This is a genomic window from Pontibacter burrus (assembly GCF_010686685.1).
Taxonomy (GTDB): Bacteria; Bacteroidota; Bacteroidia; order Cytophagales; family Hymenobacteraceae; genus Pontibacter; species Pontibacter burrus.
Window position 1 is genome coordinate 111,307 of record NZ_JAAGWD010000003.1, and the last position, 15,585, is coordinate 126,891.

At 43.4% G+C, this 15,585-nt stretch carries 11 protein-coding genes; 9 read left to right on the top strand and 2 right to left on the bottom strand.

From position 1 onward, the window contains the following. The 9 genes from GXP69_RS07855 to GXP69_RS07895 all read left to right on the top strand — a co-directional run bounded on the left by GXP69_RS07855 (window position 1) and on the right by GXP69_RS07895 (window position 13,825). Window positions 1–2,196 (top strand): bi-domain-containing oxidoreductase, encoded by a 2,196-nt coding sequence (locus GXP69_RS07855; protein WP_163914157.1) that lies wholly within the window; start codon window positions 1–3, stop codon window positions 2,194–2,196. A gap of 26 nt (window positions 2,197–2,222) precedes the next feature. Then, a complete protein-coding gene (gene wecB, locus GXP69_RS07860) occupies window positions 2,223–3,338 on the top strand; it encodes a non-hydrolyzing UDP-N-acetylglucosamine 2-epimerase (protein ID WP_163914159.1) in 1,116 nt (371 codons plus the stop codon). Further along, the gene (locus GXP69_RS07865; protein WP_163914161.1) at window positions 3,322–5,208 is read left to right on the top strand and encodes an alginate lyase family protein; all 1,887 of its coding nucleotides are present in this window, start codon (window positions 3,322–3,324) and stop codon (window positions 5,206–5,208) included. The genes wecB and GXP69_RS07865 overlap by 17 nt, the downstream gene beginning before the upstream one ends. Then, window positions 5,208–6,476, top strand: a complete 1,269-nt coding sequence (locus tag GXP69_RS07870) for a glycosyltransferase family 4 protein (protein WP_163914163.1) — start codon at window positions 5,208–5,210, stop codon at window positions 6,474–6,476. The genes GXP69_RS07865 and GXP69_RS07870 overlap by 1 nt, the downstream gene beginning before the upstream one ends. Then, on the top strand, window positions 6,445–7,050 hold the full coding sequence (locus tag GXP69_RS07875; protein ID WP_163914164.1) for a sugar transferase: 606 nt from the start codon (window positions 6,445–6,447) through the stop codon (window positions 7,048–7,050). Before GXP69_RS07870 ends, GXP69_RS07875 begins: the two co-directional genes overlap by 32 nt. 1 nt (window position 7,051) lies before the next feature. Continuing rightward, the gene (locus GXP69_RS07880) at window positions 7,052–7,654 is read left to right on the top strand and encodes an acetyltransferase (protein ID WP_163914166.1); all 603 of its coding nucleotides are present in this window, start codon (window positions 7,052–7,054) and stop codon (window positions 7,652–7,654) included. After that, window positions 7,647–8,789 carry a DegT/DnrJ/EryC1/StrS family aminotransferase gene (locus GXP69_RS07885; protein ID WP_163914169.1) on the top strand — a complete coding sequence of 381 codons (1,143 nt, stop codon included), beginning with the start codon at window positions 7,647–7,649 and terminating at the stop codon, window positions 8,787–8,789. Before GXP69_RS07880 ends, GXP69_RS07885 begins: the two co-directional genes overlap by 8 nt. A 278-nt stretch (window positions 8,790–9,067) precedes the next feature. Next, complete coding sequence (locus GXP69_RS07890) at window positions 9,068–11,017, top strand: polysaccharide biosynthesis protein (protein WP_235925622.1); 1,950 nt, start codon at window positions 9,068–9,070, stop codon at window positions 11,015–11,017. 1,164 nt (window positions 11,018–12,181) lie between these two features. Then, window positions 12,182–13,825 carry an ABC-F family ATP-binding cassette domain-containing protein gene (locus GXP69_RS07895; RefSeq protein ID WP_163914170.1) on the top strand — a complete coding sequence of 548 codons (1,644 nt, stop codon included), beginning with the start codon at window positions 12,182–12,184 and terminating at the stop codon, window positions 13,823–13,825. A gap of 132 nt (window positions 13,826–13,957) precedes the next feature. Here GXP69_RS07895 and GXP69_RS07900 read toward each other — a convergent pair whose 3' ends face one another. Further along, a complete protein-coding gene (locus GXP69_RS07900) occupies window positions 13,958–15,181 on the bottom strand; it encodes an IS256 family transposase (RefSeq protein ID WP_163914172.1) in 1,224 nt (407 codons plus the stop codon). A 110-nt stretch (window positions 15,182–15,291) separates the two neighbouring features. Next, complete coding sequence (locus tag GXP69_RS07905) at window positions 15,292–15,537, bottom strand: hypothetical protein (protein ID WP_163914174.1); 246 nt, start codon at window positions 15,535–15,537, stop codon at window positions 15,292–15,294. Between the last annotated feature and the right edge of the window lie 48 nt (window positions 15,538–15,585).

The following is a 15,585-nucleotide window of genomic DNA, read 5'->3' on the forward strand; positions in this document are numbered from 1 at the left end:
ATGAAACAACTCATCCAGTCATTTAAAACTGGCGAAACCATACTTGAAAATATTCCTGCTCCTCAAGTTAAAAGAGGGCAGGTTTTAATACAAACTACACGCTCTTTGGTATCCCTAGGCACCGAGCGCATGTTAGTCGAATTTGGCAAAGCAAATCTACTTGACAAAGCGCGTCAGCAGCCTGATAAAGTAAAGCAAGTATTTGACAAGGTAAAGTCTGATGGACTTATGCCGACTGTGGAAGCGGTGTTTAGTAAACTCGAGCAGCCACTACCGCTTGGGTACTGTAATGTTGGTAAAGTAATAGCAGTAGGTGAAGGAGTTAGTGAATTTAAGGTTGGTGACCGAGTAGCTTCTAACGGTCCACACGCAGAAATTGTAAGTGTTCCAAAAAATCTTGTTGCTGCTATCCCGGATAATATTTCAGATGAAGAAGCTGCTTTTACTGTAATTGGATCTATTGGCTTACAGGGAATACGCCTGCTTAACCCAACATTGGGAGAAACTATCGTCGTTATTGGCTTAGGCTTAATTGGCTTAATTACAGCAGAGCTATTAAAAGCTAATGGCTGTAAAGTAGTAGGAGTAGATCTGGATGAGCAGAAGCTGGCTATTGCGAAGAACAAAGGCATTATACCTATCAATCCTATTACTACCGATGTTGTTAAATTTTTAGAAGGCGAAACGAACGGTATTGGTGCCGATGGTGTAATTATTACTGCTTCGGCCAAGACAAATGATATAATATCACAAGCTGCACAGATGAGCCGCAAGCGGGGCAGAATTGTGTTAGTTGGTGTTATTGGCTTGAATTTAAGCCGTGCAGAGTTCTATGAAAAGGAGCTAACATTCCAGGTATCCTGTTCTTACGGTCCGGGAAGGTACGATGAGCTTTACGAGCAAAGAGGTCAGGATTATCCCTTGCCCTTTGTACGCTGGACTGAAAAGCGAAACTTTGAAACAATTTTACAGGCAATTTCTACTGGCAGCTTAGATGTTAAATCTCTGATTACAGAAAGAGTACCTTTAGACGAGTACACAAAGATTTATGGGAATATAGGTGCCAGCAAGTCTATTGCAGCAATACTTGTTTATCCTGAAGGCGAGGCTGTAGATACTAAAGCAACAGTAACATTAGCTGGAGGAAGCTTTAAAGGTTCCAGAGGTGTTATAGGCATTGTTGGTGCAGGTAACTTTACCAAAATGACCATGCTGCCTGCCTTAAAAGGTACAGGTGCAGGTTTTAAATATATGGCCAGCGCCGGCGGGGTTACTGGAACTGCGCTTGCTAAAAAGTATGGTTTTACCCATAGCACTACAGATTATAAGGAAATACTGCAGGATGAGGATGTAGATCTGGTGATGATCACTACACGTCATGATCTTCACGCAGCAATGGTGCAGGAAAGCCTTCGAGCCAAAAAGCATGTTTTTGTTGAAAAACCGTTAGCACTTAATGCAGCTCAGTTAGCCGAAGTGTTAAATGCCTATAATACGCATGCTGTTCCTAATGGCCTTACATTATCAGTAGGTTTTAACAGGAGGTTCTCGCCGCACATTCAGAAAATGAAGGAGTTGATCGGAACATCTCCTGACCCTGTAAATATTGTAGCAACCATGAACGCTGGCTTTATACCAAATAAAGTATGGGTGCATGATATGCAAACAGGCGGTGGCCGCATTATTGGTGAGGCATGTCATTACCTGGACCTGATGGTATACTTAACAGGTAGCCCGATTAAATCGATCTGCATGAATGCCCTTGGGAAAAATCCGGAAGAAAATACAGATAACGCAAGTATCCTGGTAAAATTTGAGAACGGCTCCAATGGTGTAGTTAACTATTTTGCGAACGGCCATAAAAGCTACTCAAAAGAGAGAGTAGAGTTGTATTCTCAGGGACGGACCCTTGTAATGGATAACTTTAGGAAAACAGAAGGCTACGGTTTTAAAGGCTTCAGCAAACTAAAAACAGGCCAGGATAAGGGCCATGCTGCTCAGTTTAAAAAGCTAATAGATTCACTCAAGCAAGGTGGCCAACCACTTATTCCAATGAATGAGTTGGTTAATGTTACGTTAGCTAGCTTTGCCGCAATTGAGAGTCTAAAAATAGGAGCGTGGGTGGATGTTAACGCGCTTGAGGGCTATGTTCAGGAATCACATAATTCTGGTTTAACAGAAAAAGCCTTAGCTTAATTTTATCCGAATCTGAAAGTATAATCATGCTTATATCAATTATCGCAGGAGCCCGTCCAAACTTTATGAAAATAGCACCAATTATAGATGCTATTCAGAAAGCAAAGGACAAAGGTCATTACATTTCTTACAGATTAATCCATACCGGCCAGCATTACGACAAAAAGATGTCTGGCGACTTTTTCGAGCAGTTAGGAATTCCGGAACCGGATGCGAACCTGGAAGCTGGAGGTGGCACGCAGGCCGAACAAACTGCAGCTATTATGGTACGCTTTGAGAAAGAGTTGCTTGAAAACAGACCTGAACTAGTTTTGGTTGTTGGGGATGTTACCTCTACGATGGCCTGCGCCATTGCAGCACAAAAGCTTCATGTTCCGGTTGCACACGTGGAGGCGGGTATACGCTCCGGTGACTGGACAATGCCTGAAGAGATAAACCGCCTGGTTACAGACAGTATCAGCAATTACTTCTTTACTACAACTGAAATTGCGAATAATAACCTGGTAAAATCAGGAGTAAAGCCGGAGCATATTTTCTTCGTTGGTAATACCATGATTGATACGCTTCTGAAGCAAATGCCGAAGTTTGCCCAGCCATCTTTTTGGAATGATTTCGGGTTAGAAAAGCAGAAGTACCTTGTAATGACACTACACCGCCCATCTAATGTAGATGATCCGGAGCAGTTGAGAAAACTATTGAACGTGCTGGAAAAAGGAACGGAGCAATTGCCGATTATTTTCCCAATGCACCCGCGCACCCGCAATAACATTGAAAAATTTGGCATTAGCCTGAATAATGTAAAGGTGGTAGATCCACTCGGATACTTAGAATTTAATTACCTGGTGCAGCATGCAAAAGGCGTGGTTACAGACTCTGGCGGTATAACTGAAGAGACTACTGTAATGGGGGTGCCGTGCATGACATTAAGAACTACAACCGAACGCCCTGAAACCTGTACCATTGGCACCAACGAATTGCTGGGAACAGACCCAAAGGCATTGGAAGATGCTTTGCATGTACTGTTTAGTGGTAACTGGAAAAAGGGATCGATTCCGGAGCTTTGGGATGGTAAAACGGCAGAACGTATGGTTGACGTTCTGTTGAAGTTGGATTACAGCAAAGGTAATGCCGTCGCTCAGTAAAGCATTACAGCTTATAAACAACATGGGCTGGCGATATGTCAGTTTCCGTGCTATGCATGAGGCAAAAGTACGGACGGGCATATTTAAAAAAGCCTTCCCGCAAGATCCTGCCTTTCAGCAATTTATTTCGCTTGCTGAGTGGAAAAAGCTGGATGTTGCTTTTTTCATGAATGGTCGGGATGGAGTTGATCTAACTGGAAAAGCATTACCTGCTGAACTGGCTAAAAGTTTTGAAGAGTTGAAGGAGGGGTGGTTTCGCTTTTTCTCATCTCTATCATATAATTTAGGCAGTAACTATGACTGGATTACCAATCCTGACACTGGCTTTAAATATGGCGCGCAGAAACACTGGACGCAGATAAACGACTATAGCCAGGAGGCCGGTGATATTAAATTTGTTTGGGAGAAGTCCAGGTTCTCGTTCCTGTATACTATAATCAGAAATGATGCTTATACGGGTGAAGATCACTCTGAATGGGTTTGGAAGGAGATCCTGTCGTGGATAGATGCTAACCCTATCAATAGCGGACCTAACTATAAGTGCAGCCAGGAGATTTCATTAAGGGTACTTAACTGGACTTTTGCTTTAAATTTCTATAAAGATACCACTTCGCTCACAGAAGATATTTTCCAGAGAATTATATTCTCGATATACTGGCAACTGGACCATGTATATAAGAATATTGATTTCTCCAGAATTGCTGTTCGGAACAACCACGCTATTACGGAAACGCTAACCTTATACTTAGGTGGCTTGCTTTATCCTTTCTTTCCGAAATCAGCCCTTTGGAAAGAAAAAGGAAAGAAATGGTTTGAAGAGGAAATAGCCTACCAGGTATATGCTGACGGAACATTCCTTCAGTTTTCAATGAACTACCATAGAGTTGTTATTCAACTCTTAACATGGGCCATACGACTTGCTGAAGTAAATAAGGAATCCTTCAATGCAGTTGTATATGAGAGGGCTCAGAAAAGTTTAGAGTTCCTGTTATCATGCATGAATCTGAAAGATGGCTGGCTTCCAAATTATGGTAATAACGATGGCGCCTTATTTTTTAAACTAAATGATGCTGATTACCGGGATTACAGACCACAATTAGAAGCACTCAGCAGGGCTTTAGGCTTTGAGTGGAAGTATGATAAGTGCGAAGACTCTATTTGGTATGGTATTACAGATAGAAATACTGAAGGCGGTACAGTAGAGACCAAAATAGGTTTAAGTCAGTTTAAGGATGGTGGTTATTACATCCATAGGCAAGACGGTATACTAACTTTTGTAAGGTGTGGCAATCATAAGGATCGGCCACATCAGGCAGATAACTTGCATCTCGATATCTGGCGTAACGGAATAAACTATCTGCACGACGCTGGGAGTTATAAATACAATACTGATAATGCACAGTTAAAGTATTTTATGGGCACACAATCCCATAATACAATTATGCTTGGCGATTATGACCAGATGGAGAAAGGTGCAAGATTTATTTGGTATCATTGGTCTCAGTGCGAGAGCGTTCAAACTACAGATAATGAAGATTACTTTATCTTTGAGGGAACGATTAAAGCTTTCCAACATGTATCTAAGAACATCAGGCATTACAGGAGAATAACTGTAAGTAAGAAAAAGCCAGAGTGGTTGATCGAGGATAGAATTCTGAACAAACCTGATGCTTTGGAAATGCATCAGTTATGGCATACAAAACACTTGAGTAAGCTTAACTTTGTAGCTCAGTTACAAAATAAAGAGCAGATTGCCCCGCTTATAAGAGAGGGTTATTACTCTGATTATTATGGCAAAAAAGAACTTTGTTCGGAAATAGTTTTTACAACCAAAGCGGATACTATTTCAACAAGGATCACAATTTTATAATGAGAATACTTCTATTACACCAGTACTTCTTAGAAGAAGATGATCCTGGAGGGTCGCGCTTTAACGAGATGACGAAGCAATGGTCTGATCAGGGCCATGAGATAACTGTTATAGCAGGCATGATGCACTATAATGGTAGTCAGAAGCGAGAGGAATACAAAGGGAGATGGTTTAAAAGAAAGCAACAGGGACAGGTAGATGTCTGGCGAACCCATGTATCCGAAAGCTATAATTCTGGTTTCCTAGGTCGCCTTTGGGGGTACTTTTCTTTTGTGTTTTCCTCTCTGTGGGCGGGTTTGTTCAAAGTGAAAGGGAATTACGATATTATTCTGGTAACCTCGCCGCCTCTGTTTGTAGGCATTACAGCATACTTACTGTCTAAGTTTAAGAGAGTCCCTTTTGTATTCGAAATAAGGGATCTTTGGCCAGAATCTGCTATTGACACTGGTGTTGTTACAAATAATGCTATAATAAGGTTAGCCTATTGGTTTGAAGCTTTCATCTATGAAAAGGCCAAACTTATTAATGTTTTGACTCCTGCGTTTAGAGATTCCCTGATTGAGAAAAAAGGCGTAGCACCGGGGAAGATTATTTTTATCCCTAATGCTGCGGATTTCAGCTTATCAGATAATATACTGGAAAGCTTCGATGCAGAGGATTTCAGAGATGAAAAAGGTTGGAGTGACCGTTTTGTGATAACCTATGTTGGGGCTCATGGCGTTGCTAACCATCTGGAGCAAATTCTGGAAACAGCAGATCTGCTCAGAGATACAAATGTATTGTTTGTGTTAATTGGATCTGGCATGCAGAAAGCAAAGCTGGTTACAAAGGCATCAAACATGAAGTTGAATAATGTTCAGTTTTTAGACCCAGTATCGAAGGCGGATGTATTTAAATATATTTTAGCTTCGGATATGGGTACTTCTGTACTTAAAAAAGTAGATACTTTTAAGACTGTTTACTCAAATAAAACATTTGATTACATGGCCTGTAAGAAACCAATTCTAATGGCTATTGACGGTGTTTCCAGAAAGTTAGTGGAAGAAGCAGAAGCGGGGATATATGTAGAGCCGGAGGATTCAGTAGATTTTGCTTCAAAGATCAGGTTATATCTAACTAATCCGGAACGGGTAGCTTCTGAAGGAGTAAATGGTTATCTATATGCGAAGCAGAACTTTGATCGAAAAGCTTTAGCTGATAAGTATGTTGCCTATTTGAAAGGATTTGACAAAGATTATGTACAGGAACCAGTTAAAGCGGTTTATTGATTTCATATTAGCTACAATTGCATTTATTATTGCGCTACCTATTTTCGCAATAGTTACCTTGTGTCTTACAGTTGCTAACCAAGGCAAACCATTCTTTCTGCAGCCTCGCCCTGGTAAAAATGGTAAAATTTTCCGTGTTACTAAGTTCAAGACAATGAACGATCAGAAAGATGCGCGGGGAAATCTACTTCCGGATGAGAAAAGACTTACAGCTATCGGTAAGTTTGTTAGAAAGACCTCTCTTGACGAAATACCTCAATTGCTGAACGTAATCAAAGGTGAAATGAGTCTGATAGGGCCAAGGCCATTGCTGGTAGAATACCTCCCCCTTTACAATAAAGTACAGAGCAGAAGGCACGAAGTAAGGCCTGGTATTACAGGATGGGCACAGGTGAATGGTAGAAATGCCATCAGTTGGGAGGATAAATTTAAGTATGATGTGTGGTATGTGGACAATATGTCATTCCTGCTCGACTTAAAGATCATTTTTCTAACAATTCAAAAAGTCTTCAAATCAGAAGGCATTAGTGCAGATGGTAACGTGACCATGCCTAAATTCCAGGGGAGCAACTAATATGTATTTATTTGGAGCAAGTGGGCATGCTAAGGTGATCATGGACATACTACAAAGTATGGCTATGCCTGTTACAGGTCTGTTTGATGATAATCCTGCTATTAAAGAATTAAATGGTGCTTCGGTGTTAGGAAAATACATGGGGCAGGAACTAGATGCAGAACTTATTATAAGTATAGGCGATAACGGTATTCGTGCGAGAGTTGCTAACAAATTGCAGGTGCAGTTTGGGAGAGCCATTGCTAAAAGTGCTACTGTTTCAAACACCTCAGAAATTGAAGAGGGTACAGTTGTGATGCAGGGGGCAATTATACAAGCTAGTACATTAGTAGGAAAACATGCCATCATTAACACACGTGCAAGTGTAGACCACGACTGCCGCGTTGGTGATTTTGCTCATATTTCGCCGGGAGCAGTTTTGTGTGGCAATGTACAAGTTGGTGAGGGAACGCACATTGGTGCCGGGGCTATAGTTATACCGAACCTGACAATAGGAAAGTGGTGTAAGATAGGCGCTGGTTCTGTCGTTACCAAGGATATTCCGGATTTTTCAACAGCTGTGGGCAACCCGGCAAGAATCATAAAATGCAATCAAAATGAATAACAAAATATGGCTCTCTTCCCCGCACATGGGAGGTACGGAAGAGAAGTATGTAAAAGAGGCTTTCGATACAAACTGGATAGCCCCGCTGGGGCCTAACGTAGATGGCTTCGAGAAAGACCTGGAAAACTATTTAGGTAACGAGGTACATGTAGCGGCGCTAAGTTCAGGCACCGCAGCCTTGCATCTGGCCCTGATCATACTTGGTGTAAAGGCTGGAGATGAAGTGATCTGCCAGTCGATGACCTTCTCTGCTTCTGCTAACCCGATTGCCTACCAGGGAGCAATGCCTGTTTTCGTAGATAGCGAAGAACGCACCTGGAACATGTCGCCAGAGTACCTGGAGCAAGCTATTCAGGATAGGGTTAGTAAAGGTAAAAAGCCAAAGGCTATTATAGTGGTGCACCTATACGGCATGCCAGCTGAGATGGACCGTATTATGGAGATAGCTGACAAGTATGAAATTCCTGTTGTTGAAGATGCTGCTGAGGCCTTAGGTTCCAGTTATAAGGGAAGAAAGTTGGGTACTTTCGGTGCCATGAGCATACTCTCGTTCAATGGTAATAAAATTATCACTACTTCTGGTGGTGGAGCTTTAGTTTCAACGAACGAAGAGTGGATCAGAAAAGCACGTTTCCTGGCTACGCAGGCCCGCGATAACGCTCCGCACTATCAGCACTCCCACATTGGCTACAACTATCGCATGAGTAACATCTGCGCTGGTATTGGCCGTGGGCAAATGGAGGTGCTGCAAGAGAGGGTAGCGCAGCGCCGCCAGAACTATAGTTACTATGCAGATACTTTTGCCAGTAACAACGCTATCATATTACCGGACGAGCCTTCATCCGATTTTTATTCAAACCGCTGGCTAACAACAATCTTAGTAGATCCAGCTTCAGGCACAGATCGCGAAGAAATACGGTTGGCCCTGGGAAAAGAGAACATAGAAAGCAGGCCATTATGGAAACCAATGCACCTACAGCCAATTTTCGAGGGTGCTCCTTTTTATGGTGATGGTACCAGCGAAAAATTGTTTAACAATGGCCTCTGCCTGCCTTCTGGCTCCAATCTAACTACCGATGACCTGGCGCGTGTAACCACTATCATGAAGCGCTATCTGGAAAACGTTACAGCTTAATTAACTGTGATATGAGTTGTAAAAGGGCTGTAAGTAATTGCAGCCCTTTTTTACTTTTATAATAATACGTGATCGTAGGGCGTTAATTTAAAGATATTGTGACGAAAGGTAGTGCTTGTGTTACAGATGTTTAGTATTTTTGCAGCAAGATTTTGTGTTTGGAGCTTATAGAAACAAGATTAGACAGAATCGATAGCGCTTTTTGAAATTGCATTAAATTTACTGATTTAGTGTTAACCAATTGCACAGAACTTGCGTAACATGTCATCTGATTACTGATGGCAGAAGCCATTATTCACCCTTACATGAAAACATTTTTACTTAATAAGTCTTTACCTAAATGGATCATACTGCTGATCGACCAGGTAATTACCAGCTGGGCATTCGTCTTTTCTTTTTTGCTCATTCGTCAGTTCGAATTTACAGATCTGCTGCGCGGACATTTTACGATCTATGTCGGATTGTATTGTCTGGTTTATTTAGGTGTATCGTATGCTATGCGCATTCATACCGGCCTGATCCGCTATTCTGGCACAGATGATATTTACCGTATCTTTTCTGCGGTATTTCTTTCCAGTGTTATTTATGGAGTGGCTGTAGGTATTTTTGTTGGTCCGATGTTCCATTTGCGATCGGTTAATATTTATGTCGTACTGCTGGTTAACTTTTTCATCTCTTCTTCGCTGCTGATTATGCTGCGGATAGGAGCGAAGGCGCTGTTCTATTATATCAAGCGTAGCACCGGCGGAGTAAAAGAAACCGTTTTGATTTATGGTGCGAACGGTTTCTCGTTACTGGTAAAACAGGCACTTGAAACGAGCGGCATGGGGCGTTTTAACATTGCAGGTTTTATTGACGATAACCCAAGCAAAGTAGATAAATCTATCCAGCAGATCCGCGTTTATCGTAGCAAAGATATCCGTAGATTACACCATACATTAGGAGTAGAAAAGTTACTGATCCTGAGCGAAGACCTGAAAGCTCCTTCTAACAAAAAGCTGGTCGAAAAAGCAGTAGAGCTCGGCATAAAAGTACTCACAGTGCCACCTACAGCAGAATGGATGTCAGGCCAGCTGCGCATGAACCAGATCCAGGATCTGAAAATAGAAGACTTATTGCAGCGTCCGCCGATTGTGATCGAAAATAAGCAGATGTTCCGTGACCTTAAAGGCAAACGTGTACTGGTAACAGGAGGTGCCGGTTCTATTGGGTCGGAGATCGTGAGGCAGGTACTCAACTATAAGCCAGAGATGGTGATCATCTGCGACCAAGCAGAATCTCCACTTCACGAGCTGCAATTAGAGATAGAAGAAGCACATCCTGAGGCGGATCTGAAACTATGCATAGCCGACATTCAGAATTTTAATAGGATGTATGCGCTGTTCAAAGAGTATAATCCACAGTATGTGTACCATGCGGCTGCATATAAACATGTGCCGATGATGGAGAATAATCCTTCGGAGGCGCTTCTTACCAACGTATTAGGCACTAAAAACCTGGCAGATCTTTCGATTACTTTTGATGTGGAGAAATTTGTGATGATCTCTACAGATAAGGCCGTGAACCCTACTAACGTGATGGGTGCCTCGAAACGTATTGCTGAAATTTATATTCAGTCGCTGAATAAAGTGAGCCAGGGAACAGGTAAAGATGGCGTTGTGGGAGAAAAGCAGACACGCTTTATTACAACCCGATTTGGAAACGTGTTGGGTTCTAATGGCTCGGTTATTCCGCGTTTCCGTTCTCAGATACAGAAAGGCGGTCCGATCACAGTTACCCATCCGGATATTACCCGCTATTTTATGACCATACCCGAAGCGGTACAGTTGGTGCTGGAAGCCGGTACGATGGGGCAGGGCGGAGAGATCTTTATTTTTGATATGGGCGAACCTGTGAAGATCGTGAACCTGGCGAAGAAGATGATCAAGCTTGCAGGTTTAACACCGGGTGTAGACATAGATATAGTGTATTCAGGCCTGCGTCCTGGCGAGAAGCTTTACGAAGAATTGCTGAATGAGGAGGAGACCACGATACCAACACACCACCATAAGATAAAGATCTCGAAAGTGCGGGAGTACAAATATGGTAAGGTAGTAAACGATGTTACTGAACTGCTTTCGCTTTGCAAGAATGGTGATGAGCTGTTAGCAGTTAGGAAAATGAAGGCTATTGTGCCGGAGTTCCTCAGCAAGAATTCAAGATTCGAGGAGCTTGATGCAGTGAACTGATTTCGTTAAATGTTATTAGGTAATTAATATAGATGGCACGAGTTCGTACTCGTGCCTTTTTTATTTTTTTATAATCCTGTTCAATTCCCTACATATAGGGTTATTGCAGCAGTGCTGGTTCTAGTTCTATAGTTGCGGTTGGTCCACCTTTAACCCTTCAGCGCTAGGCTCACTACCTTCGAACTCACTTTGCGGTAGTCTAAGGCGGGGAGCTATGCTGCTAGTGCTATAGTTTGAGTTATAGTTCTATAGTTAGCGCTTACACACCCCTATAAGCTACACTCGCAAGTCTCGAACTCCCGTTCTCACTTGTCCTCAAGGGGACAGTCTCTGCATTTGCTATAGTTGAAGCTACGATTTTATAGTTGTGGTTTGTCATCCCCCTGCCTCCTTCGAAGGGGGACTTTTCTGCTACGACTATAGTTGTAGCTATAGTACTATAGTTGCAGTTCAAGAAAGGACAGGTCGCGACCTGTCCCTACGGGCCTACTACCAAGAAAAGGCAATGCAACTATAGCTAATCGAACTAAGAACTATAGCTATCGAAAGATCTCAGTCTTTGGGTTGAGCGCCTTGTAGATTTCTGGTGCCGTAGGTATTGTGAGGAACGAACAAAGGAAATGTACACCGCGCGATGCCCGAAGACGGGGCCCCGCGGCCGTGAGCGCACCAAAGCTGGATTGAAACGATAGGTTAGTAAAGCTCCCAGGGTAAGGGGTAACTATAGCATAAACTGCTTGTGGCAAGTGGCAACTATAGCCAACTATAGAAATATAATCTATAGATGTAAACTATAGGCTGTAATAGATTTCTCGCTACACTCGAAATGACATAAGAGAAAATATAGATGCAACCCCTTTGAGGTAAAATAGTACATCTCTACATCTGTTTTTGAAATTGAGCGCTAGGAGTGAGAGAAAGTTGATGAGTTATATTGTCAGAAGTTTTAAAGTGCCTGTCTTACACCAAAAGTTAACTTAAATCTATCAATCCACTAAATCTCATAAACCCTAATTCAGACAATCTAATATTTTGCCAATGAACTGACTTACGAAACCTTTTGAGCTGCATTTTCCTTATTCTCCGAAGCAAGGGTGCTAACTATATTTTCCACCTCAAAAAAAGAAAGATAACACCTATCTTTGCGGCCATAAATTTATACTTATGATTTCAGTTGACGCGGTAGCAGTGGAGTTTAATGGCTCTACACTTTTCAGTAACGTATCTTTTAACATCAACGAAAACGACCGGATCGCCCTGATGGGGAAGAACGGTGCAGGAAAATCAACGCTGCTTAAAATTATTGCAGGCGTTGGCAAGCCTACACGTGGTAAAATTTCTGCTCCGAAGGATGCCGTAATTGCCTACCTGCCGCAGCACCTGCTCACCGAAGACAATTGTACTGTTTTTGAAGAAGCATCCAAAGCGTTTGGCAAAGTACTGGACATGAAAGCGCAGATGGATGAGTTGAACCGCCAACTGGAAACCCGAACTGATTATGATTCCGACGACTACTATAAGCTGATTGAGCAGGTATCAGAGTTAGGGGAGAAGTATTACTCGATTGAAGAGATTAACTACGATGCTGAAGTTGAGAAGACACTGAAAGGTCTTGGGTTCAGCCGTGAAGATTTTATCCGCCCGACAAACGAGTTTAGTGGTGGCTGGCGCATGCGTATCGAGCTGGCTAAAATTCTGTTGCAGAAACCCGATCTGATCCTGCTGGATGAACCCACCAACCACCTCGACATCGAGTCGATTCAGTGGCTGGAGGATTTCCTGGTGAACAATGCGAAGGCAGTGATCGTGATATCGCACGACAAAACCTTTGTAGACAATATTACCAACCGTACCATTGAGGTAACAATGGGCCGCATTTACGACTACAAAGTAAACTATAGCCATTACCTGCAGTTGCGCAAAGAGCGTCGGGAGCAACAGCAAAAGCAGTTCGAAGACCAGCAGAAGGAGATTGCCGATATTACGACATTTATCGAACGTTTTAAAGGCACTTATTCTAAAACGTTACAGGTGCAGTCGCGCGTGAAGATGCTGGAGAAGATGGAGATCGTGGAAGTGGATGAAGTGGATACATCGGCGCTGAACGTAAAATTTCCGCCGGCGCCGCGCTCTGGTAACTACCCGGTTATTGCTGATGGTCTTACCAAAAAGTACGGCGATCATGTTGTATTTAAAGAAGCATCTCTAACTATAAACCGTGGCGAGAAAGTAGCTTTTGTTGGCAAGAACGGCGAAGGGAAGTCAACGCTGGTAAAAGCTATAATGGGCGAGATCGATTTTGAAGGCAATTTGCAGCTTGGGCATAACAGTATGATTGGCTACTTTGCCCAGAACCAGGCTTCGTTGTTGGATGAGAGCCTCACTGTTTTTCAAACTATAGATGAGATTGCTGTAGGAGATGCCCGCACGCGTGTAAAAGACTTACTTGGTGCTTTTATGTTCAGCGGTGACACGATTGAGAAGAAAGTAAAAGTATTGTCGGGTGGCGAGAAAACCAGGCTTGCAATGATAAAGCTTTTGTTGCAGCCTGTAAACCTGCTGATCCTGGACGAACCGACCAACCACCTTGATATCAAAACCAAAGATATTCTGAAAGATGCCCTGAAAGCTTTTGACGGTACTTTAATCCTGGTGTCTCATGACCGAGATTTCCTGGATGGGTTGGCAACCAAAGTGTTTGAATTTGGCAACAAGCGTATTCGTGAGCACTTCGAGGATATTAACGGCTTCCTGCGTAACAAGAAAATGGAAAACCTGCGCGAGATTGAGAGAACGGCAGCGAAATAAATCTGCCTGTATCAACTATAAAAAAAGGGAGTGTAATTTAAACTGTGTCACTTCAATATTTCAATTTACTGGCCCTGTTGGTGTAGTGGTGTGAACCCTTACAGCAACAGGGCCAACCTTTTGAAGTGTGTCTCACTTCAAATCCAGCTGCATCCTGTCCCCAAACCAGATCGAGAGCTGCTGTGCCGTCTGGCTCCAGTTACTTAGCGGCATGACCCATTTTTTGCTGATGTTCTGGTGAGACAGGTAGATGAGCTTCAACAGTGCCATGTCTGTAGGAAAAGCCCCCTTCGTTTTGGTCACCTTCCTGACCTGACGGTGAAAGCCCTCAATGGTGTTGGTGGTATAGATCAGCTTCCGGATCGGCTCGGTATACCTAAAGTACGTGCTCAGTTTGTCCCAGTTGCGCTGCCAGCTCTCGATGACCTTGGGGTACTTCTTGCCCCACTTTTCCTCCAACTCCAATAGCCTCAACTCAGCCAGTTCCTTCGTCTCGGCCCGGTACACGGGCTTGAGATCCCGAATAAACTCTTTCTGGTCTTTAGAGCCTACATACTTGATGCTATTGCGGATCTGGTGGACAATGCAGCTTTGCACTTCGGTCTGCGGAAAGACACTGGTGATGGCTTCGGCAAAGCCTTTCAGATTATCGATGCAGGCAATAAGGATGTCAGCTAGGCCCCGCTGCTGCAGATCAGTCAGTACAGAGAGCCAGAAGGCAGCCCCTTCGCTTTCCGACATATACACGCCCAGCAGCTCTTTGTGGCCGTGGCGGTCAATGCCCAGGATGTTGTATATGGCTTTAGAAATGGTGCGTCCTTCCTGGCGCACTTTATAATGCATGGCATCTAACCAGACGATGCAGTAGAGCGGATCCAGAGGCCTTGCCTGCCACTCCTTGACCTGGGGCACGATCTTCTCTGTCAGGGCAGCGAGCGTGTCATGGGAGATGTCCATGTCATACATCTGCTTTAGGTGTGAAGAGATGTCCCGAAGGCTCATGCCCAGACCGTACATGCTCAAAATGCGTGGCTCGAGGTTTTCAGCCAGCACCGTTTCCCGCTTGCGGATAATCTGGGGCTCAAAGTTTGAAGAACGGTCCCGGGAGCTCTCCACCTCGATCACCCCGTCTGAGGTGCGCACCTGCTTGCTCACTTTACCATTGCGCCGGTTGCCTTGCTGCCGTTGCTCATCTGACAGGTGCACCTCCATTTCCGCGTCAAGAGCCGCTTCTAAAAAATGTTTTAACAAGGGACCTAGGGCGCCGTCTTTGCCAAAGGTGGGTTTGCCACTCCGGAACTCTTCCAGAAACTGGCGCTTGATCTTCTCTAGATCCAGTGAGTTGTTGTCTTCCATGTTGACTGTGTTAAAGGTAATACTCCTAATCCTTTGACACAGTTTATTTTACAGCCTCCAAAAAAAGAGCAGCCCGTTTAAAGCTGCTCTTTTTTTATAGTTGATAAAGCTTAATCTCTATCCCGATCCCTGTCCTTATCTTTATCGATATTGGTGTCGACTTTCTTGGTTCGGGTTGTAGTATCGTATTCAACTACTGTTTCAGTCACTTCATATTCGGTAGGCACTGAGTCGCGGTCTACTACCACCTTATTGTCATCTGCCTCCAGGCTGGTATCTGTGTTGTTTGTTCTATCGCAGGCCATCATTCCTAATGATCCCAGGACTACAGCACCTGCTGCTATTATCTTTTTCATGGTTTTTATTCTTTAATTACACTCAGCAAAGTATACTTCAATTGAACT

What these genes read in the sequence shown, in the direction of transcription:
- GXP69_RS07855 (WP_163914157.1), top strand. Translation starts at nt 1, where the DNA reads ATGAAACAACTCATCCAGTCATTTAAAACTGGCGAAACCATACTTGAA.
- wecB (WP_163914159.1), top strand. Translation starts at nt 2,223, where the DNA reads ATGCTTATATCAATTATCGCAGGAGCCCGTCCAAACTTTATGAAAATA.
- GXP69_RS07865 (WP_163914161.1), top strand. Translation starts at nt 3,322, where the DNA reads ATGCCGTCGCTCAGTAAAGCATTACAGCTTATAAACAACATGGGCTGG.
- GXP69_RS07870 (WP_163914163.1), top strand. Translation starts at nt 5,208, where the DNA reads ATGAGAATACTTCTATTACACCAGTACTTCTTAGAAGAAGATGATCCT.
- GXP69_RS07875 (WP_163914164.1), top strand. Translation starts at nt 6,445, where the DNA reads ATGTACAGGAACCAGTTAAAGCGGTTTATTGATTTCATATTAGCTACA.
- GXP69_RS07880 (WP_163914166.1), top strand. Translation starts at nt 7,052, where the DNA reads ATGTATTTATTTGGAGCAAGTGGGCATGCTAAGGTGATCATGGACATA.
- GXP69_RS07885 (WP_163914169.1), top strand. Translation starts at nt 7,647, where the DNA reads ATGAATAACAAAATATGGCTCTCTTCCCCGCACATGGGAGGTACGGAA.
- GXP69_RS07890 (WP_235925622.1), top strand. Translation starts at nt 9,068, where the DNA reads ATGGCAGAAGCCATTATTCACCCTTACATGAAAACATTTTTACTTAAT.
- GXP69_RS07895 (WP_163914170.1), top strand. Translation starts at nt 12,182, where the DNA reads ATGATTTCAGTTGACGCGGTAGCAGTGGAGTTTAATGGCTCTACACTT.
- GXP69_RS07900 (WP_163914172.1), bottom strand. Translation starts at nt 15,181, where the DNA reads ATGGAAGACAACAACTCACTGGATCTAGAGAAGATCAAGCGCCAGTTT.
- GXP69_RS07905 (WP_163914174.1), bottom strand. Translation starts at nt 15,537, where the DNA reads ATGAAAAAGATAATAGCAGCAGGTGCTGTAGTCCTGGGATCATTAGGA.